Below are 17,821 nucleotides of genomic sequence, written 5' to 3'. Positions count from 1 at the left end.
GGCCAACCTTGGCCGGCATTTTCAGCCCGACTCGCCGCCTAGCTGTGGCGGTCCTGTGCGCCTGCGGGCGCGAGCGAACATCATGCATTTTGCCAACCCCGAGCAAGCCCGTCGCTTTCTGGCCGACAACCCCGATATCGAACTGTTCGAGCTGTTCATCCTCGATGCCAATGGAGTGCCCCGCGGCAAGCTGCTGCACCGGGACGAACTGCTGGCCGTCTATGAAAGCGGCCGCCCGCTGCCGAGCACCATTCTGGGCCTGACCTTAAATGGCGACGATGTGGAAAACTCCGGCCTGGTCTGGGATGTCGGCGATATCGATTGCCGCGCCTACCCTCTGGAAGGCAGCCTGGTGCGCCTGCCCTGGCGGCGCGTGCCGACGGCTGCCGTGCAGGTCAGCATGCACCCCAGCCAAGGGCTACCTGCCAGCGTCGCCGACCCGCGCCATGTGCTGATCCGCACGCTCGATGCGCTCAAGGCCGACGGCTATTACCCGGTGATGGCCTGCGAACTGGAGTTCTACCTGCTCGACCAGCAGCGCGACGCCCAGGGGCGTCCGCAACCGGCGCTGGACAATGACGGTGGTCGCCCCCGCACCACCCAGGTCTATGGCCTGCGCGAGCTGGAGCAGATCGAGCCGTTTCTCGCCGACCTGTACGCCGCCTGCAAAGCCCAGGGCATCCCGGCGCGCACCGCCATCTCCGAATATGCGCCGGGCCAGGTGGAAATCACCCTGGAACACGGCGATGCACTGCAGGCCATGGACCAGGCCGTGCGTTACAAACGCCTGGTCAAGGGCATCGCCCATGCCCACGGCATGCAGGCCTGCTTCATGGCCAAACCTTTCGCCCACCTGGCCGGCACCGGCATGCACATGCACCTGAGCCTGGCCGACGCCGAGGGCCGCAACCTGTTCGCCAGCGATGATCCCGCCGGCACCCCGCTGCTGCGTCAGGCGGTGGGCGGAATGTTGCGCCACCTGCGCGAGTCGCTGTTGCTGTTCTGCCCCAACGCCAACTCATACCGGCGCTTCCAGGCCAACAGCTATGCGCCGCTGGCGCCCACCTGGGGGGTGGACAACCGCACCGTGAGCCTGCGCGTGCCGGGCGGGCCTGCCAACAGCCGGCATGTAGAGCACCGCATCTGCGGCGCCGACGCCAACCCTTACCTGGCTGCCGCCGCGATCCTCGCCGCGACTCATCAAGGCGTACGCGAACAACTCGACCCGGGGGCCCCGATCGAGGGCAACGGTTACGCCCAGGCCACCGAACACCTGCCCACCGAATGGCTCACCGCCCTCGAGGCGCTGGAGCATTCGAGCTGGGCCCGGGAAGCACTCGGCGAAGCCTTCCTCGGCGTCTATCTGAAGGTCAAGCGCGCCGAGTATCGCCAGTTCATGGCCGAAGTCGGCGAACAGGACTGGCGCTGGTACCTGCACCAAGCCTGAGCCCCATTCACAGTAAGGAACGAACATGAACTCAGCAGTGAACAACGGGCCAGCCCAACGGGCGCCGTCCTACTACACCGCCACGCTCAACGACCCTACCCAGTACCCCACCCTGACGGGCACCGAGCAGGTCGACGTGGCCATCATCGGCGGCGGTTTCACAGGCGTCGCCACCGCGGTGGAACTGGCCGAACGCGGCCTGAAGGTGGCCATTGTCGAAACCAACCGCATCGGCTGGGGCGCTAGCGGACGCAACGGCGGTCAGGTCACCGGCAGCCTGTCGGGTGACGAGGCCATGCGCACGCAGATGCGCAAGCGCCTGGGTGAAGAAGTGGACGATTTCATCTGGCACCTGCGCTGGCGGGGCCACGAGATCATCGAGCGGCGCGTAGAGCGCTACGGCATCGACTGCGATCTCAAGCGCGGGCACCTGCACGCAGCGATGAAGCCTTCGCATATGGATGAACTGCAAGCGAGCTACGACGAAGCCCAGCGCCGTGGCATGGGCGACCTGGTGCACCTGCTCGATCGCAATGCGGTCAGCGAACACCTGCAAAGCCCGCTGTACCTGGGCGCCCTCAAGAACCGTCGCAACCTGCACCTGCACCCGCTCAACCTGTGCCTGGGCGAAGCGCGCGCAGCCCATGGCCTGGGCGCACTGGTTTTCGAGAACTCCGAGGTGCTGGAGATCGTCCATGGGCCACGCCCGGCGGTGGTCACCGCCCGAGGCCGGATCGAGGCGCGCCAGGTGCTGCTGGCCGGTGATGTCTATCACAAGCTGGAAAAGCGCCAGCTCAAGGGCAAGATCTTCCCGGCCATGGGTGGCATCGTCACCACTGCGCCGCTCGGTGAGCTGGCCGACCAGATCAACCCCCAGGATCTGGCGGTATACGACTGCCGCTTCGTTCTCGACTACTACCGCCTCACGGCCGACAAGCGCCTGCTGTTCGGCGGTGGCGCCAACTATTCGGGCAAGGATTCGCGGGACATCGAAGCCGAGCTGCGCCCGTGCATCGAGCGCACCTTCCCGGCCCTCAAGGGTGTGCCGATCGAGTTCAAGTGGAGTTGCGCGATGGGTATCGTGGTCAACCGGATTCCGCAGTTGGGCAAGCTGTCGGACAACGTCTGGTACTGCCAGGGTTACTCCGGGCACGGCATCGCCACCAGCCACATCATGGGCGAGATCATGGCCGAGGCGCTGACCGGGACGTTGGAGAAGTTCGACACCTTCGCGGCGTGCAAGCACATCAAGGTGCCGATGGGGGATTTGCTGGGCAATCCGCTGTTGGCGGCAGGAATGTGGTACTACCAGATGCTCGAGAAACTGCGCTGATCACTGAGGGCTGCGTGACAGCCCCAGGATCCGAACCTTGGTTGCGCAGGGCTGCAATGCAGCCCTGCATGAGCAACGTCAGGCGATCTTCTTCAGGCCCTGCTTCTTGAGCTCTTCATCACGCAGCTCACGGCGCAGGATCTTGCCGACGTTGGTGGTCGGCAGCGCATCGCGGAACTCGATGTGACGAGGGACCTTGTAGCCGGTGACGTTGGCGCGCATGTGCTCCATCACCTGCTCCTTGGTCAGGGTCATGCCCGGCTTGACCACGATGAACATCTTGATCACTTCGCCCGACTTTTCGTCCGGCACACCGATCGCCGCGCACTGCAGCACGCCCGGCAGACTGGCCAGTACGTCTTCGAGCTCGTTCGGATAGACGTTGAAACCAGAAACCAGAATCATGTCCTTCTTGCGATCGACGATGCGCATGTAGCCATCAGGCTGGATGACTGCGATATCGCCAGTCTTCAGCCAACCGTCCTGGTCGAGAATTTCAGCGGTGGCCTCTTCGCGCTGCCAATAGCCCTTCATGACCTGCGGGCCCTTGACGCACAGCTCACCGACCTCGCCCAGGCCCAGCTCGCGACCGCTGTCGTCGATCACCTTGCACAGGGTTGAAGGCACAGGAATGCCGATGGTCCCGACCTGGTTGGCCTCGGCCGGGTTGACCGCTGCGACCGGGCTGGTCTCGGTCATGCCGTAGCCTTCGCAAATTGCGCAGCCGGTGACGGTCTTCCAGCGCTCGGCCACGCTCAGTTGCAAGGCCATGCCACCGGAAAGGGTGATTTTCAGCGCCGAGAAGTCCAGGGCGCGGAAGGCGTCGTTGTTACACAGGGCAACGAACAGGGTATTGAGGCCGACGAAGCCGCTGAACTTCCATTTGCCCAGTTCCTTGACCATCGCCGAAAGGTCACGGGGGTTGCTGATCAGCACGTTGTGGTTGCCGATCAGCATCATGGCCATGCAATGGAAGGTGAACGCATAGATGTGGTACAGCGGCAGCGGTGTGATGAGGATCTCGCAGCCTTCGTGCAGGTTCGCCCCCATCAGGGCGCGACATTGCAGCATGTTGGCCACCAGGTTGCGGTGGGTCAGCATGGCCCCCTTGGCAACCCCGGTGGTGCCGCCGGTATACTGCAGCACCGCAACGTCGTTCGGCTGTGGGTTGGCTTCGGTCACCGCGCCACCCTTGCCCAGCGCCAAGGCATCGTTGAAGCGTACAGCGCCCGGCAGGTTGTAGGCCGGCACCATCTTCTTCACGTACTTGATTACGCTGTTGATCAGCAGGCGCTTGAGCGGTGGCAGCAAGTCGGCCACTTCAGTGACGATGACGTGCTTGACCTGGGTCTTTGGCACCACCTTCTCGGCCAGGTGCGCCATGTTGGCCAGGCACACCAAGGCTTTGGCGCCGGAGTCGTTGAACTGGTGTTCCATCTCCCGCGCGGTGTAGAGCGGGTTGGTGTTGACCACGATCAAACCTGCGCGCATGGCACCGAACACGGCCACGGGGTATTGCAGGACATTCGGCAGTTGTACGGCAATCCGATCACCCGGTTTGAGGTCGGTATGCTGTTGCAGCCAGGCGGCAAAGGCGCCCGACAGGGTGTACAGCTCACCATAGGTGAGGGTCTTGCCCAGGTTGCTAAAGGCCGGTTTGTCGGCAAAGCGTTGGCAGGATTGCTTGAGCACCGCCTGGATATTGGGGAACTCGTCAGGATTGATTTGCGCCGTTATCCCGGCTGGGTACTTATCCTTCCAAAAATTTTCGATCATGGAAGCCCGCTCCTTCAGCAACAGCGAATTCGTCACGCATTACGCGTTTATTATTGATATGGGATGACGGCTCATTGCAAACCGGATCATCTGAAAGCGCGCCGAGAGTAACAGCTTTGCCAGGGGTCGCCTAGAGCCCAAATCGGCCCAGCCGGTCACAATAATGACTCAAAGAAATGTACCGGTCATTTTTAGAGTATTTATCCAAAACGTCGCAATTCAAGCCGAAAACGGCAGGATAGAGCGCTTGCGAACCGCCCTCTTCTGCCGTTCGAACAGGCCTTGGGCAAATCAGGCGATATCCCGCAGCTCACGGCGCAGGATCTTGCCCACCGGGGTCATGGGCAGCGAGTCGCGCAATACAATGTATTTGGGCACCTTGTAGCCGGTGAAGTTGGCCTTGCAGTACGCCTTGAGCTCGTCGACGCTCAAGCCTGCCTCTCGCGGCACCACGAATAGCTTGACCGCCTCGCCGGAGCGATCGTCGGGCACACCGATGGCCGCGCAGTTGGCAACCTTGGGATGGCCCATGACCACTTCCTCGATCTCGTTGGGGTACACGTTGAAACCCGAGACGATGATCATGTCCTTCTTGCGATCGACGATCCGGGTGAAACCGTCCGGGTCGATCACGGCGATATCGCCAGTCTTGAGCCAGCCGTCGGCATCCAGCGTCTGTGCGGTGGCCTCAGGTTGGCGCCAGTAGCCTTTCATGACCTGCGGGCCTTTGATGCACAACTCGCCCCGTTCGCCCAGAGGCAGCTCGTTGCCCTCGTCATCGATGACCTTGAATGCTGTGCCAGGCACAGGAATACCCACCGTCCCCAGACGCGCCAGCGCGCCGTAAGGATTGGTGCTGGCGACCGGAGAGGTCTCGGTCAGGCCGTAGCCCTCGACGATGCGACAGCCCGTCAGGCTCTCCCAGCGTTCGGCCGTGGCCTTGACCAAAGCCGTGCCTCCGGAGTTGGTGACCTTGAGCGAGGAAAAGTCCAGGGACTTGAAACCAGGATGGTCCATCAAGGCAACGAACAACGTGTTCAAGCCAAGCAAGGCGGTGAAACGCCACTTGCCCAGCTCCTTGATGAAGCCGGGAATATCACGGGGATTGGTGATCAACACGTTATGGTTGCCGGTGACCATCATGCACATGCAGTTCGCGGTGAAGGCATAGATGTGGTATAGCGGCAGCGGTGCGATCATCACCTCCTGGCCATCCTTGATCAGCTTCTGCCCATCCGGGCCGTGCTGGGAGAAACAGGCCAGCACTTGCAACATGTTGGCCACCAGGTTCCCATGAGTGAGCATGGCACCCTTGGCCAGCCCCGTGGTGCCACCGGTGTACTGCAACACCGCGACATCATCGAGGCTCAGTGGCACCGGCTTGGGCACGCCCGACCGGCCCTGGCGCAGCACCTGCTTGAACGATATGGCCTGGGGCAGCCGGTAGGCCGGCACCATCTTCTTGACCTTGTCGACCACGGTATTGACCAGCCAGCCCTTGGCGAACGGCAGCAGATCGCCCATCTTCGCCTCGATCAGGTACTCGATATCGGTGTCGCCCAATACCTCCTGGACCCGCTTGCCGAACATGTTCAGGTAGACCAGGGCGCGGGCACCGGAATCCTTGAACTGGTGGCGCATTTCTCGCTCAGTGTAGAGCGGGTTGGTGTTCACCACGATCAGCCCGGCGCGCATCGCGCCGAACACGGCAATGGGGTATTGCAGGACGTTGGGCATCTGCACCGCGATGCGATCGCCCGGAACGAGGTCGGTGTGCTGCTGCAACCAGGCGGTGAAGGCAGCGCTATAACGCTCGAGGTCGCTGTAGCTGAGGGTCACGCCCAAGTTACTGAAGGCCGGACGGTCGGCAAAGCGCTTGCAGGAGCGCTCGAACACGTCGACGACCGATTGATAAGCAGTGATCTCGAGGGTGGAAGGCACGCCCGCCGGGCGTTTGTCGTTCCAGAAGTCGGCTTGCATCTTATTGTTGTTCCTCTGCCATGCGCTGTCCCTGACCTGCCTGCCCAAGCTCACGAACGGGCAAGAAGGCGTTGAATCGACGTTAGCAGGTAAGCAGGAGACGGCATATACGCCAAGTGCCGCCATTAACATTGTGAATCTTATTTGTGCCCTTCCTGCAATCAGGCCCATTGGGCATACACTGTCTGCAACCCATGAGCCAAGGACTCGCCATGCCCCATGACGCCTTCTGGCTGCCCGCCAGCGAGCATTGCAGCTTGTATGTCCATCAGTGGTTGCCGACAACACCGGTCAAGGCCGTGGTGCTGCTGGCCCACGGCATGGCCGAGCACGCCGGTCGCTACCAGCGCCTGGGGCATGCCCTGGCCGATGCAGGTTTCGCCCTGTTCGCCCCCGATCTACGCGGCCATGGCCGCACCGCGGAACTCGGCAATCTCGGCCTATTCGCCCGCCATCATGGCTGGAACACCGTGGTCAACGACCTTGGGTTGGTGGCCCAGCACATCGGCCAGCAGTTTCCCGGCACACCGCTGTTTCTGTTCGGCCACAGCATGGGCAGCTACATCGCCCAGGCCTACCTCATGCACCACAGCGCCAGCCTCCAGGGTGCCGTGCTCAGCGGCTCGAACTTCCAGCCGCCGCTGCTCTACCGCACCGCCGCGCTGATTGCACGCCTGGAGGCCTGGCGCCAGGGCTATCTGGGCAAGAGTGCACTGATCGAATGGTTGTCCTTCGGTTCGTTCAACAAAGCGTTCAAGCCCAACCGCACGGCCTTCGACTGGCTCAGCCGCGATGCCGAGGAGGTCGATAAGTACATCGCCGACCCCCTATGCGGTTTTCGCTGCTGCAACCAGCTGTGGATCGACCTGCTCCAGGGCCTGGCGCAGATCAGCCAGCCGAAGAACCTCGCGCAGATCGACCCGAACCTGCCGATCCTGGTCCTAGGCGGCGAATGTGATCCGGTCAGTGACGGCAAGCGTCTGAAGCATCTGGCCGACGCCCTGCGCGCGACCGGCAACCGCCATGTGCAGCTGCGCCTGTACCCTGCAGCGCGACACGAAGTGCTCAACGAAACCAACCGCGACGAGGTCACCGCCGACATCCTCGGCTGGCTGGAGCAGGCGCTGGCCCTTGGCCGCCCTGCCCGCAGTGAATGATGTACACTTGCTCGTCCGCCCCTTAAGGAAGCCCAGATGTCCCAGGTCACCAACACGCCCTACGAAGCCCTCGAAGTCGGGCAGAAAGCCAGCTATGAAAAGTCCGTGGAAGAGCGCGACATCCAGCTGTTCGCTGCGATGTCCGGTGACCACAACCCGGTACACCTGGATGCCGAATTCGCCGCCAAGAGCATGTTCCGCGAGCGTATCGCCCATGGCATGTTCAGCGGTGCACTGATCAGTGCCGCGGTTGCCTGCACCCTGCCAGGCCCAGGCACCATTTACCTGGGTCAGCAGATGAGCTTCCAGAAGCCGGTCAAGATCGGCGACACCCTGACCGTGCGCCTGGAGATTCTCGAGAAGCTACCCAAGTTCAAGGTGCGCATCGCAACGAATGTGTACAACCAGAACGACGAGTTGGTGGTCGAAGGCGTCGCCGAGATCCTGGCTCCGCGCAAACAGCAGACCGTCGAATTGGTCAGCCCGCCGAACTTCGTTGCCAGCTGATCGAGCCCGTCGACAGTACGCTTTCACGGGTGAACCCGCTCCTACAAGGCCAGCGCTGCCCTGAAAACCGTGGGCGCGGGTTCACCTGCAAAAGATTCACCCGCGCCGCCTAGCGATCCAGCTCCCGCAGACACCGCTCGATGTGCCGCCTCTCCGGCCCCTGCCGGGTAAGCGCCAGCGCCTGCTGCCAGGCTGTGCGGGCCTGCTCGTCTTGGCCCAACTGACGGTGCAACTCCGCCCGGGCAGCATGGGCCAGATGATAGTCGCGCAACTCGCCACGCTGCAGAATCGCCTCGATCGCCACAAGCCCCGCCCTTGGCCCGTCACGCCTGGCCAATGCCGCCGCCCGGTTAAGCTCGACCACCGGTGACGGCCAGTGCCGTTGCAACACATCGTACAACCCTACGATTTCCTGCCAGTCGGTCTGCTCGGGACTTGAAGCCTCGGCATGCACCGCGGCAATGGCCGCTTGCACGCTATAGGCACCGAACTGCCGGCTGCGTAGTGCTTGTTGCACCAATTGGCAACCTTCGGCGATCTGGGCACGATCCCACAGGCTGCGGTCTTGTCGGTCCAGTACCACCAACTCCCCCGCCGCATCGCTGCGCGCTTGCAATCGCGAGGCCTGCAGCAGCATCAACGCCAACAGCCCAAGCACCTCGGCATCCGGCAACAACTGGGCAAGCAACCGTCCGAGCCGGATCGCTTCGTCACACAGCTCACGCTGTATCAGGTCATCACCCGTGGAGGCCGAATAACCTTCGTTGAAGACCAGGTAAACCACTCGCAGCACACTTTCCAGGCGCTCTGGAAGTTCGGCCAGCGCCGGTACTTGATAGGGAATGCGCGCATCGCGGATCTTGGCCTTGGCGCGCACGATGCGCTGGGCAATGGTCGCCGGGCTTTGCAGGAAGGCTCGGGCGATCTGCTCGGTGGTCAGGTCGCAGACTTCACGCAGGGTGAGCGGCACCTGGGCATCGGCTGAAAGCGCCGGGTGGCAACAGGTGAAGATCAGCCGCAGGCGATCATCCACCAGATCCTCCTCCTCGCCGGGACCCTCCCGTTCGTCCTCTAGCAACATGACCAGGTCCGCCTGGGATCGGTCGAAGCGGGCGCGCCTGCGCAAGGCGTCGATGGCCTTGAAGCGGCCCGCAGACACCAGCCAGGCACGCGGGTTGTCTGGGATGCCATCGCGTTGCCAACGCTCGACGGCAATGAAAAAGGCGTCGTGCAGGGCCTCTTCAGCGAGATCGAAGTCGCCCAGCAGGCGGATCAGCGTCGCCAGGATACGCCGGGAGTCCTGCCGATAGACCGCCTCGACCTCCCGCCGCACCTGTTGAGCCTCGAGCATCAGTCCGGCATCCGCTGGGTCACCACCTCGACCAGCCGATCCAGGCTTTCACCCCAGCCCTGGTAAAAACCCATCTCCTCATGAGCACGGCAGTCGGCGGCGTTCCAGTGCAAGGCGCGTGCGGTGTAGCGGGTCTTGCCCTGTTCCTCGTCGAAGGTGATCACGGCCGTCATGAACGCTTTGTCCGAAGGCACCCAGCCCGGCCCAAAGGCATCGGTAAACACCAACCGCCGCGGCGCGACGATCTCCAGGAACACCCCCTGGTTGGGATACTCGGCGCCATCGGGGGCTCGCATCAAGGTCCGGAACAGCCCGCCCACCCAGAGTTGCAACTCGCACTCGGGGGTGGTCATGCCATGGGGTCCCCACCACTGTGTCAACCACTGTGGCTCGGTCCAGGCGCGAAACATCTTGGCCGCAGGAGCATCGATCAAGCGTGTGATGGACAACTCGTGTGGCGACTGTTGCGGGCCGGGCTGTGCAAGGCTCATGCTGGTCGTTCTCCGTCGTCAGGGTTGCAACTCACGTACAGGCCGTACCTCAACGCTACCGACTCGCGCCGCCGGAATGCCTTTGGCGATGTTCAGTGCCTCGTTCAGGTCGCGCGCATCGACCAGGTAGAAACCCGCCAATTGCTCCTTGGTCTCGGCAAACGGGCCGTCGGTAAGGCTCATGCGCCCACCCCGCACACGCACTGTAGTGGCGGTCTGCACAGGTTTGAGCGCCTCGGCCGCAAGCATTCGCCCGGCCCCCTGCAACGACTCAGCGTAGGCCATGCATTCGGCATCTTCAGGGCTGTCGGGCAGGCTGTGCAGCAGCCCTTCGTCACAATAGACCAGGCACAGGTATTTCATGGTCGTCTCCAATGCTGCGCAAAGGTGCGTTTGCCGATGAGCGGCAGGGTCGTTAAGGCTTGAGGTTGAACAGGGCTTTCTGGGTTTGCATGTCGAACGGTGCCGACCAGTGCTCGTGAATGACCTGCCATTGCCCGCCACTACGACGATAGCCTACGGTGGCCCGCATGAAGCCGCATTGGCTCTCGTCGTCCGAAGGGCCGCAGCGATTGAGCCAATGGGCAAAACCCAGGTCACCGTCGGCATGCACGGTCAGTTGCGCCAGTTCGAACACCATGGGCCCGGTGCAGAAGCTCATGCACATTTCCCAGTGCGCCCGGTAGGCGGCCTTACCCTTGAATTGCAATGCGTTGATGGCATCGAAGGCGACGATATCGTCAGCGTACGGCGCGCAGATGGCGTCCAGGTCGCGGTCGCGCACGGCCTGCATCCAGCGGTCGATCAATTGGCTGAGTTGGGTTTCGGCGGTGTTCATCGGTGTTTCCTCCAATCGGTCATGAGCGGTTGGCGCCTCAAGTTTCGGCGCCTTCATGACTGGTCGAATGGTGATTGGGGAAATCGACAAGGCAGGCAAAAAAAGTATCAAAGCAGCAAACACTGCGGCTTTTCAGCTTTGACGTATAGGAGCGGGTTACCCGCGCATACCAAAATCGTTGCTCACGGACAAATCACAGCCCCGGAAAATCACATGGCAGGGCTTGCAAGGATGAACTCACGGTAGCCTGAAAGCACCACGTATCCGGCAAAGTAACAGAAGATCGCCGCCGACAGCAGGTACGACCACGTCAGCAGACGATCTCCCAGCAAACGCCCGCCGTGACTGGCGATAGCACACAGGCCCAGGCACCACACCACCCCGGCCGCAAAGAAGCCGCCCAGGAACAGTCCGGCCTCCAGCGGCCCACCGGCACCGGAGCGGGAAATCAGCACCCCGCCCACTGCCGCGAACCAGAGGATGGCACTGGGCGAAGACATGGCCAGGAACATCCCCCGCAAGAATTCGCGCCAGGCCGGCTCCACCACTGCCTGTCCACTGGCCTCCAGATGCCCACCGCGCCAGGCCGCCAGCAACATCTTCAGCGCGAACCACACCAGCAGGACCGAGCCGCCCAGCCACAACGTCCAGCGCACCGCTTCGAACTGCAGCAGCACGGTCATGCCCGCGAGCGCGGCAACGGCATAGATCAGATCACCCACGCACGTCCCCAGCCCCAGCCACACGCCTTGCATGAAACCGCGTTGCATGGCCAGGGTGATCATGGCGATGTTGGCGACACCGATGTCCAGGCACAGGGACAGGCTGAGGAGGAATCCATTCGAAAAGGGCATGGGAGACTCGGTCATGCAGGTTCAAGGGAAGGCGATTGTGCCTGAGCGCGTGATGCCCTGTTCAGATCTTTCGCGCAAGAAACCTCGCCTGAATACCCTCAAGCACCGAGCAATACCCGCGCATAGCGCTCTCGATCGATGTTCGCCCCGCTCAGCACCACCGCCACACGCTTGCCGGCCTGACGCGCGCGCTCTTGCATCAACGCCGCCAGGGCCGCTGCGCCGGCACCTTCGGCGGTGTTGTGGGTGGCTTCGTGGTAAAGGCGCATGGCCTGGGCGACTTCATCGTCGGTGACGCGCACGATGCGTGCGGCGTGTTCATGAACCAGCGCGAAGGCATCAGGGTGCGGAACTCGGCAGGCCATGCCGTCGGCGAAGGTGTCGGCGGTCTCGGTAGTGACGATGCGTCCCTGCTCGAAGCTCTGGGCATAAGCATCGGCAGCACTGGAAACCACGCCGACGATCTGGGTCTTCAACCCCAGCAGGTTGCGCGCCTGAATCAGACCACAAATACCCGAACCCATGCCGATCGGCACGTAGACGCAATCCAGGTCTGCCACCGCATCGAACAGCTCCAGCGCATAGGTGGCCACGCCGCGCACCAGCTCCGGATGGAATGAAGGCACCATGGCGTAACCCAGCGACTCGGCAAGCCTGGCGGCTTCTTCGCGGGCCACATCGAAATCGACCCCGTGTTCCACCAATTCGGCGCCCAAGGCACGCATGGCGGCGTTCTTTTCTCGCGAGTTGCCTTCCGGCACTACGATCACCAGCGGCACCCCAGCCTGACGCGCCGCCAGCGCCATGCTCTGGCCATGGTTACCACGAGTGGCGGTGACCAGCCCTCGCGGTGGTTTGCCATTGGCCAACAGCGACCGCACATAGACCAGCCCGCCACGAACCTTGAAGGCACCGGTCGGCGCATGGTTTTCGTGCTTGACCCAGACCTTGCAACCCAAACGGTCGGCCAAAAGCGGCCAGGCATGCTGCGGTGTGGCGGGAACGTGCTGGTGGACGAAGTCGGCGGCTTCACGCAGGGCGGGCAGGTCGAACATGGACGATATTCCTTCATCAAAGGGAGATCGATCCTAAGCCCGACCCGACGCCGAGGTAAACCTTATCTGCCCACCGACAGTTTCAGCCCTGGCTGCAACCCTCACCCATGGCGCGATATTGGATGGTGTGTACCTGGCCCTGGTGGTCTTCGTAGGTCATGGTCGCAGGCACCACCTCGCAGACGTTGGGGATGGTCGACAGGCTGATCACCCGCTTGATGTCCAGGTTGGTGGAATAGTCGTACTGCTCGACTGCAGGTTGGTTGGTGGCGGTCTTGACCTCATCGGCGAAGGCGAGCGAGGACATACCGACCAGTGCGAGAATCAGTAAAGCTTTCATGAGAGGTTGGCCTTAAAAGCAATCAACTCGATTGACTTCATATGCCGTGAATGGCGCGGAGAAGTTGTCATCAACTACGAAGATGACACGAAGTACCGATCCCGCTTCGTACTGCCGGGGGATGTCTGAAAGTCTACTCCCCGCCTGAAATAGTTGAACCCCGAACTCGGACAATCACTCTTGCGAACCCTGCAACAATCTGCGAAAAAACGCCTCCACGAAAACCCTTGCCCATGACCATGAATCCGCTCCATTGCAGCCCTTTGGGGCCCCTTGAACGCAAGCTACTCGATCATTTCTACCGCCAGCACGACTCTCGCATGCGCGCCGCGGGCGATGGCCAATGGTGGGTGGCACGGGCGGGAGGTATCGTCGCGGGCATGAGCCTGAGCCCCGTGGCCCAGGGGCATTGGCTCACAGGCCTGTTCGTTGCGCCATCGTGGCGTGGCCGACAGGTCGCGTCCGAGTTGATCGAAGCGGCACTGCAGGTCACCTGCGGCCCGACCTGGTTGTTCTGCCATCCTGATTTGGAGGACTTCTACCAGCGCCAGGCCTTCACCCTGACAGATACGCTGCCCGAGGCACTGGCCTCACGGCTGGCGCGCTACCAGCGCAGCAAGCGCCTGGTGGCAATGGTGCGAGATCAGTCGTCACGGGCATCGAGCCCAGGGAACAGCACCTCGGTATAGCCGAACTTGCTGAAGTCCTGAATTCGCGACGGGTACAGCCGGCCGATCAGGTGGTCGCATTCATGCTGCACGACACGGGCATGGAAACCGTCGGCGAAGCGGTTGATCGCATTGCCATCGGGGTCGATGCCCTCGTAGCGGATGTGCTTGAAGCGCGGCACCACACCGCGCAGCCCCGGCACCGACAGACAGCCTTCCCAGCCGTCCTCGACCTCCGGGGACAAGGGCGTGATCACCGGGTTGAGCAGGATGGTCTGGGGAACGGGTTCGGCGTCCGGATAGCGCTCGCTGCGCTCGAAGCCGAAAATCACCAGTTGCAGGTCGACGCCGATCTGCGGTGCGGCCAAGCCCACGCCGCCCACGTGGTGCATGGTCTGGAACATGTCGTCGATCAGCGCCTGCAACTGCTCGCTGCCGATCAGGTCCGCCGGTACCGGTGGGGCGATGCGCAACAAGCGTTCGTCGCCCATCTTGAGGATGTCACGGATCATCGGGGGTTCGGCTCACTCGGCTGGGGCTCGACAGGATGTTCATGGCCGAGCACGGTCAATGTCTCCTTGGAGGTATGACCTGCGGCTTCCTTCTCGCCAGGGTTCTTGCCTTCGGCCGACATGTGCTCGATCACCGCGTTCATCTCGGCACCGAGCAGCAGCACGGCGGCGGAAATGTAGAAGTACAGCAGCAGGACGATGATTGCCCCGATACTGCCGTACATGGCGTTGTAATCGGCGAAGGTCTTCACATAGTAACCGAATGCCAGCGAAGCAATGATCCACACGACCACCGCCAATACCGAGCCTGGGGTGATAAAGCGAAACTCCTGCTTCACATCGGGCATGACGTAGTAGATCAGCGCCACCGCCACCATCATCAGAATGATGATCGCCGGCCAGCGCAGGATGGTCCAGACCGTGACGATGACCTCCTGCATGCCCACCTGGGCGGCGATCCACTCCATCACCTGCGGCCCCAGCACCATCAGCGCCGCCGCCGCCAGGAGCATACCGGCGATGCCGATGGTGTAAACCACCGACAGCGGGATGCGCTTCCAGACCGGCCGCCCTTCGGGTACGTCGTAGGCGGCGTTCATCGCGCTCATCATCAGGCGCACGCCAGCCGAAGCCGTCCACAGGGCGATGACGATACCCACCGAGAGCAGCCCCCCCTTGGACTGCTGCAGCTGGTCGATCACCGGATTGACCTGCTCCAGGGCCTGGGGCGGCAGCACCAGCTCCGACTGCAGGCGCAGCCAGGAGAAGAAGTCCGGCAGGTGCAGGAAACCGATCAGGGCGATGAGGAACAACAGGAAGGGAAACAACGAAAACAGCATTTGGTAGGCGAGCGCGGACGCATAAGTGGACATCTCGTCATCGAGAAACTCGCGGACGGTGCGCACCAGCACGCGGTGCAGGGGCAAACCGCGCAGGTTGGGGAAAAACATAGCGTCTCCTTTCGCTGCAGGATCGTGTCAGGTGAAGGCCAGCCAATCGGGCAGGCACGTTTCAATGATGCAAGTCTAATAGACCACATCAGACACGTTGCAGCTCAACGCCAGGCCAACAAAAGAAAACAGCTACAAATGCCTGTAGACCGACCGGGGCTGAACCGTCAGCGCCTTGCTGCTGGACCGGGCCGCTGCTCCCAGGCTTGTTTGCCCGCAGCCGGCCCCGCACAATACCAGGCCTTATCTCGCGTCAACCCGCAGGAACCTGCATGAAACTCGACAAACCCACCGCCATCGCCCGCCGTAACCAAGCGCTGGAGCGGCCGGTGCTCAACCGCGACAACACCCTGCTCGCGATCCTGGACCGCAAACGTAACCTGTGGTGGTTCGATGTGCCGACGGCGCTACTGCGCAAAGGCCAGCCCGACTGGGTCAACCTGCTGCTGCACACCCCCGAGACCGATGAGCTGCAGCACCTGAAAGTGCCGACCAACTTCCTGCGCGCTCACCAGGAGCAGATGGAAGTCCGTCATCCGGGCAAGCGGCGCTCGACCATCAGCCTGGCCCTGAGCGCCGACCGTGACTCGCTGCTGCGCGACACCCGCCCCGGTGGCGAGCAGCTGGACTTCACGCCCTTCCTGCAGGGTTGATCAGGCCCGTTCGATGCGATCGTCAAGGATGACGATGCGGCCTTGCTTGTAGAGGGCGCCGATCGCTTTCTTGAAGTTGCCCTTGCTGACATTGAACAGTCGGCTGATCACTTCAGGGTCGCTCTTGTCGCACACCTCGAGCATCCCGCCCGCCGCCTCCAGGCGCGCCATGATCTGCTCGGGCAGGCTGTCGACCAGGACTTTGCCCACCGGCTGCAGGCTCAGGGCGATCTTGCCGTCGTGGCGCACTTCCTTGATGTAACCCTTCTCATGCATGCCCGAACGCAGGAACTTGAACACCTCGTTCTTGTGGATCAAGCCCCAGTGGCGGTTGTTGATGATCGCCTTGAAGCCCATGGGCGTCTGCCCGGCCACCAGCAGTTCCACCGGCTGGCCGGCCTGGTAGTCGGCCGGGGTGCGATCGAGGTAGCGGTCCAGGCGTGCGGTGGCGGTGATGCGACGGGTACGTTTGTCCAGGTAGACGTGCACCACGCAGTAGTCGCCGATCTTCAGCGGACGCGACTCTTCCGAATAGGGCATCAACAGGTCCTTGGACAGCCCCCAGTCGAGGAAGATGCCCGCGCCGTTGATGTCCTTGACCTTGAGACTGGCGAACTCACCGACCTGTACCTTGGGCTTTTCGGTGGTGGCGATCAGCTGGTCTTCGCTGTCGAGGTAGATGAACACATTGAGCCAGTCGTCGATCTCGGCGTCGACGTCCTTGGGGATGTAGCGCTTGGGCAGCAGGATCTCGCCATCCGCACCGCCATCCAGGTACAGGCCGAAGTCCGTGTATTTCACGATTTGCAAACTGTTGTAACGCCCAAGCAAAGCCATTTACGAAGATCCTCAAGACAAGGCGACTATTCTACACCTGAACAGCCTTCGCCGCCTGGCCGTCCGTGCCCAGGAACCGACGGAGCTCCCTTGCGTCTACTGCCTGGCAAGCTCCAGCAAGGATTCGCCCATGCCCGTCACCCTACGCCCTGTGTGCATCATCGTCCTGTGCCTGACCCTGGCGGTGGCGGCCTGCAGCCGCATCGACCTGGCTTACCGCAACCTCGACGTGCTGGTGCCCTGGTCCCTGAATGACTACCTGAACATGAACCGCCAGCAGAAAACCTGGCTCGATGAGCGTCTCAAGCAGCACCTGGCCTGGCATTGCAAGACGCAACTGCCCGGCTACCTGGAGTGGCTCGACCAGATCCGCCAGATGGTCGTCACCGACCAAGTTACCGACCAGGCACTACTGCAACGCACCACCGAGGCTCGCCAGGCCATCGGCCGGGTCGCCGAGGCGATCACCCCCTCCGCCACCCAGCTGTTGCGTGGCATGAGCGACGAGCAGGTCGCGCAGATGCGCCAGGCCTTTCTTGATGACATCCGCGAGCGCCAGGCCAACTATGTCGAGACGCCCCTGCCCAAGCAGATCAACGACCGCGCCAAACGCATGGAAAAGCGCCTCGAACCCTGGCTGGGCGAACTCAACGCGTCTCAACGCCTGCGTGTGCTGACCTGGTCCCAGGCTCTCGGTGACCAGAATCGTCAGTGGATCGCCAACCGCGCCCACTGGCAGCAGCAACTGGTGCTGGTCATGGCTCAGCGCGACACGCCCGCCTTCGAGCCCCGCATCGCGCAGTTGCTGCAACGCAAGGAAAGCCTATGGAGCCCGGAATACCGCATCGCCTTCCAGCATTCCGAACAACAGGCCCGCAGCCTGCTGGTGGACCTGATGAAGCAGAGCACCCCGGTACAACGGCAGTACCTCCAGCAACGGCTGAGCAAGGTGCGCAACGACTTCACCGAACTCAAGTGCATGAAGGGGTAGCACCTTTGCGCTGTCGCCAGCCGCCCCAGAAAGTCGTAAGCGCTGGCGACAGCCTGCGATGGGCTGTAAGGCAGCCTCAAA

At 62.4% G+C, this 17,821-nt stretch carries 19 protein-coding genes; 7 read left to right on the top strand and 12 right to left on the bottom strand.

Features of this window, described 5'->3' with window-relative positions:
- The first annotated feature begins 82 nt into the window (after positions 1-82).
- Together HMPREF3173_RS02890 and HMPREF3173_RS02885 are read left to right on the top strand one after the other, a co-directional pair.
- Positions 83-1,447, top strand: a complete 1,365-nt coding sequence (locus tag HMPREF3173_RS02890; RefSeq protein WP_043209325.1) for a glutamine synthetase family protein — start codon at positions 83-85, stop codon at positions 1,445-1,447.
- 25 nt (positions 1,448-1,472) lie between these two features.
- Positions 1,473-2,780, top strand: a complete 1,308-nt coding sequence (locus HMPREF3173_RS02885; RefSeq protein ID WP_070571452.1) for an NAD(P)/FAD-dependent oxidoreductase — start codon at positions 1,473-1,475, stop codon at positions 2,778-2,780.
- Between the two features lie 78 nt (positions 2,781-2,858).
- Here HMPREF3173_RS02885 and fadD1 read toward each other — a convergent pair whose 3' ends face one another.
- Entirely contained in the window at positions 2,859-4,556 is a 1,698-nt protein-coding gene (fadD1, locus tag HMPREF3173_RS02880) for a long-chain-fatty-acid--CoA ligase FadD1 (protein WP_043209321.1), read from the bottom strand.
- Positions 4,557-4,847: 291 nt separating this feature from the next.
- Positions 4,848-6,536: a long-chain-fatty-acid--CoA ligase FadD2 gene (gene fadD2 / locus HMPREF3173_RS02875; RefSeq protein ID WP_070571451.1), complete on the bottom strand. Its 1,689-nt coding sequence runs from the start codon at positions 6,534-6,536 to the stop codon at positions 4,848-4,850.
- Positions 6,537-6,748: 212 nt separating this feature from the next.
- Here fadD2 and HMPREF3173_RS02870 point away from each other — a divergent pair, with 212 nt between their 5' ends.
- Complete coding sequence (locus tag HMPREF3173_RS02870; protein WP_070571450.1) at positions 6,749-7,693, top strand: alpha/beta hydrolase; 945 nt, start codon at positions 6,749-6,751, stop codon at positions 7,691-7,693.
- A gap of 36 nt (positions 7,694-7,729) precedes the next feature.
- Positions 7,730-8,200: a MaoC family dehydratase gene (locus tag HMPREF3173_RS02865; protein WP_043209315.1), complete on the top strand. Its 471-nt coding sequence runs from the start codon at positions 7,730-7,732 to the stop codon at positions 8,198-8,200.
- Between the two features lie 109 nt (positions 8,201-8,309).
- Here HMPREF3173_RS02865 and HMPREF3173_RS02860 read toward each other — a convergent pair whose 3' ends face one another.
- From HMPREF3173_RS02860 to HMPREF3173_RS02830, 7 genes are all read right to left on the bottom strand, one after another.
- Positions 8,310-9,551 (bottom strand): RNA polymerase sigma factor, encoded by a 1,242-nt coding sequence (locus HMPREF3173_RS02860; RefSeq protein WP_070571449.1) that lies wholly within the window; start codon positions 9,549-9,551, stop codon positions 8,310-8,312.
- Positions 9,551-10,042 carry an SRPBCC family protein gene (locus tag HMPREF3173_RS02855; RefSeq protein ID WP_070571448.1) on the bottom strand — a complete coding sequence of 164 codons (492 nt, stop codon included), beginning with the start codon at positions 10,040-10,042 and terminating at the stop codon, positions 9,551-9,553. Before HMPREF3173_RS02855 ends, HMPREF3173_RS02860 begins: the two co-directional genes overlap by 1 nt.
- A gap of 18 nt (positions 10,043-10,060) precedes the next feature.
- Positions 10,061-10,405, bottom strand: a complete 345-nt coding sequence (locus HMPREF3173_RS02850; protein WP_043209307.1) for a YciI family protein — start codon at positions 10,403-10,405, stop codon at positions 10,061-10,063.
- A gap of 52 nt (positions 10,406-10,457) precedes the next feature.
- Positions 10,458-10,880, bottom strand: a complete 423-nt coding sequence (locus tag HMPREF3173_RS02845; protein WP_043209305.1) for a YybH family protein — start codon at positions 10,878-10,880, stop codon at positions 10,458-10,460.
- 209 nt (positions 10,881-11,089) lie between these two features.
- Positions 11,090-11,734, bottom strand: a complete 645-nt coding sequence (locus tag HMPREF3173_RS02840; RefSeq protein ID WP_070571447.1) for a LysE family translocator — start codon at positions 11,732-11,734, stop codon at positions 11,090-11,092.
- Positions 11,735-11,832: 98 nt separating this feature from the next.
- Positions 11,833-12,789 (bottom strand): threonine dehydratase, encoded by a 957-nt coding sequence (locus tag HMPREF3173_RS02835; protein ID WP_043209302.1) that lies wholly within the window; start codon positions 12,787-12,789, stop codon positions 11,833-11,835.
- Positions 12,790-12,871: 82 nt separating this feature from the next.
- Positions 12,872-13,129, bottom strand: coding sequence for a DUF2790 domain-containing protein (locus HMPREF3173_RS02830; RefSeq protein ID WP_043209299.1), 258 nt, complete (start codon positions 13,127-13,129; stop codon positions 12,872-12,874).
- Positions 13,130-13,368: 239 nt separating this feature from the next.
- Between HMPREF3173_RS02830 and HMPREF3173_RS02825 the strand changes: the two genes are divergently transcribed.
- Entirely contained in the window at positions 13,369-13,818 is a 450-nt protein-coding gene (locus tag HMPREF3173_RS02825; RefSeq protein WP_070571557.1) for a GNAT family N-acetyltransferase, read from the top strand.
- Here HMPREF3173_RS02825 and def read toward each other — a convergent pair.
- Together def and HMPREF3173_RS02815 are read right to left on the bottom strand one after the other, a co-directional pair.
- Positions 13,773-14,309: a peptide deformylase gene (gene def / locus HMPREF3173_RS02820; RefSeq protein ID WP_070571446.1), complete on the bottom strand. Its 537-nt coding sequence runs from the start codon at positions 14,307-14,309 to the stop codon at positions 13,773-13,775. The two genes, HMPREF3173_RS02825 and def, sit on opposite strands and share 46 nt — an antisense overlap.
- On the bottom strand, positions 14,306-15,259 hold the full coding sequence (locus HMPREF3173_RS02815; RefSeq protein ID WP_043209293.1) for a YihY/virulence factor BrkB family protein: 954 nt from the start codon (positions 15,257-15,259) through the stop codon (positions 14,306-14,308). The genes def and HMPREF3173_RS02815 overlap by 4 nt, the downstream gene beginning before the upstream one ends.
- Before the next feature lie 272 nt (positions 15,260-15,531).
- On the opposite strand from HMPREF3173_RS02815, the gene HMPREF3173_RS02810 reads away from it, so the two are divergent.
- A complete protein-coding gene (locus HMPREF3173_RS02810; protein ID WP_043209291.1) occupies positions 15,532-15,912 on the top strand; it encodes a hypothetical protein in 381 nt (126 codons plus the stop codon).
- On the opposite strand, the gene HMPREF3173_RS02805 is transcribed toward HMPREF3173_RS02810, so the two are convergent.
- Entirely contained in the window at positions 15,913-16,749 is an 837-nt protein-coding gene (locus HMPREF3173_RS02805; protein WP_043209290.1) for a CvfB family protein, read from the bottom strand.
- Between the two features lie 130 nt (positions 16,750-16,879).
- Here HMPREF3173_RS02805 and HMPREF3173_RS02800 point away from each other — a divergent pair, with 130 nt between their 5' ends.
- A complete protein-coding gene (locus HMPREF3173_RS02800) occupies positions 16,880-17,740 on the top strand; it encodes a DUF6279 family lipoprotein (RefSeq protein ID WP_070571445.1) in 861 nt (286 codons plus the stop codon).
- Positions 17,741-17,821 lie beyond the last annotated feature (81 nt).

This window comes from Pseudomonas sp. HMSC08G10 (assembly GCF_001808425.1).
GTDB classification, from domain to species: Bacteria; Pseudomonadota; Gammaproteobacteria; order Pseudomonadales; family Pseudomonadaceae; genus Aquipseudomonas; species Aquipseudomonas guariconensis.
The sequence above is the reverse complement of the archived record's forward strand: the minus strand, read 5'-3'. Positions and strand labels throughout refer to the sequence as shown.

Coding starts and splice junctions, on each gene's coding strand:
- HMPREF3173_RS02805 (WP_043209290.1), bottom strand. CDS start 16,749: ATGGCTTTGCTTGGGCGTTACAACAGTTTGCAAATCGTGAAATACACG.
- def (WP_070571446.1), bottom strand. CDS start 14,309: ATGATCCGTGACATCCTCAAGATGGGCGACGAACGCTTGTTGCGCATC.
- HMPREF3173_RS02850 (WP_043209307.1), bottom strand. CDS start 10,405: ATGAAATACCTGTGCCTGGTCTATTGTGACGAAGGGCTGCTGCACAGC.
- HMPREF3173_RS02885 (WP_070571452.1), top strand. CDS start 1,473: ATGAACTCAGCAGTGAACAACGGGCCAGCCCAACGGGCGCCGTCCTAC.
- HMPREF3173_RS02845 (WP_043209305.1), bottom strand. CDS start 10,880: ATGAACACCGCCGAAACCCAACTCAGCCAATTGATCGACCGCTGGATG.
- HMPREF3173_RS02870 (WP_070571450.1), top strand. CDS start 6,749: ATGCCCCATGACGCCTTCTGGCTGCCCGCCAGCGAGCATTGCAGCTTG.
- fadD2 (WP_070571451.1), bottom strand. CDS start 6,536: ATGCAAGCCGACTTCTGGAACGACAAACGCCCGGCGGGCGTGCCTTCC.
- fadD1 (WP_043209321.1), bottom strand. CDS start 4,556: ATGATCGAAAATTTTTGGAAGGATAAGTACCCAGCCGGGATAACGGCG.
- HMPREF3173_RS02810 (WP_043209291.1), top strand. CDS start 15,532: ATGAAACTCGACAAACCCACCGCCATCGCCCGCCGTAACCAAGCGCTG.
- HMPREF3173_RS02890 (WP_043209325.1), top strand. CDS start 83: ATGCATTTTGCCAACCCCGAGCAAGCCCGTCGCTTTCTGGCCGACAAC.
- HMPREF3173_RS02840 (WP_070571447.1), bottom strand. CDS start 11,734: ATGCCCTTTTCGAATGGATTCCTCCTCAGCCTGTCCCTGTGCCTGGAC.
- HMPREF3173_RS02825 (WP_070571557.1), top strand. CDS start 13,369: ATGAATCCGCTCCATTGCAGCCCTTTGGGGCCCCTTGAACGCAAGCTA.
- HMPREF3173_RS02865 (WP_043209315.1), top strand. CDS start 7,730: ATGTCCCAGGTCACCAACACGCCCTACGAAGCCCTCGAAGTCGGGCAG.
- HMPREF3173_RS02800 (WP_070571445.1), top strand. CDS start 16,880: ATGCCCGTCACCCTACGCCCTGTGTGCATCATCGTCCTGTGCCTGACC.
- HMPREF3173_RS02835 (WP_043209302.1), bottom strand. CDS start 12,789: ATGTTCGACCTGCCCGCCCTGCGTGAAGCCGCCGACTTCGTCCACCAG.
- HMPREF3173_RS02860 (WP_070571449.1), bottom strand. CDS start 9,551: ATGCTCGAGGCTCAACAGGTGCGGCGGGAGGTCGAGGCGGTCTATCGG.
- HMPREF3173_RS02815 (WP_043209293.1), bottom strand. CDS start 15,259: ATGTTTTTCCCCAACCTGCGCGGTTTGCCCCTGCACCGCGTGCTGGTG.
- HMPREF3173_RS02855 (WP_070571448.1), bottom strand. CDS start 10,042: ATGAGCCTTGCACAGCCCGGCCCGCAACAGTCGCCACACGAGTTGTCC.
- HMPREF3173_RS02830 (WP_043209299.1), bottom strand. CDS start 13,129: ATGAAAGCTTTACTGATTCTCGCACTGGTCGGTATGTCCTCGCTCGCC.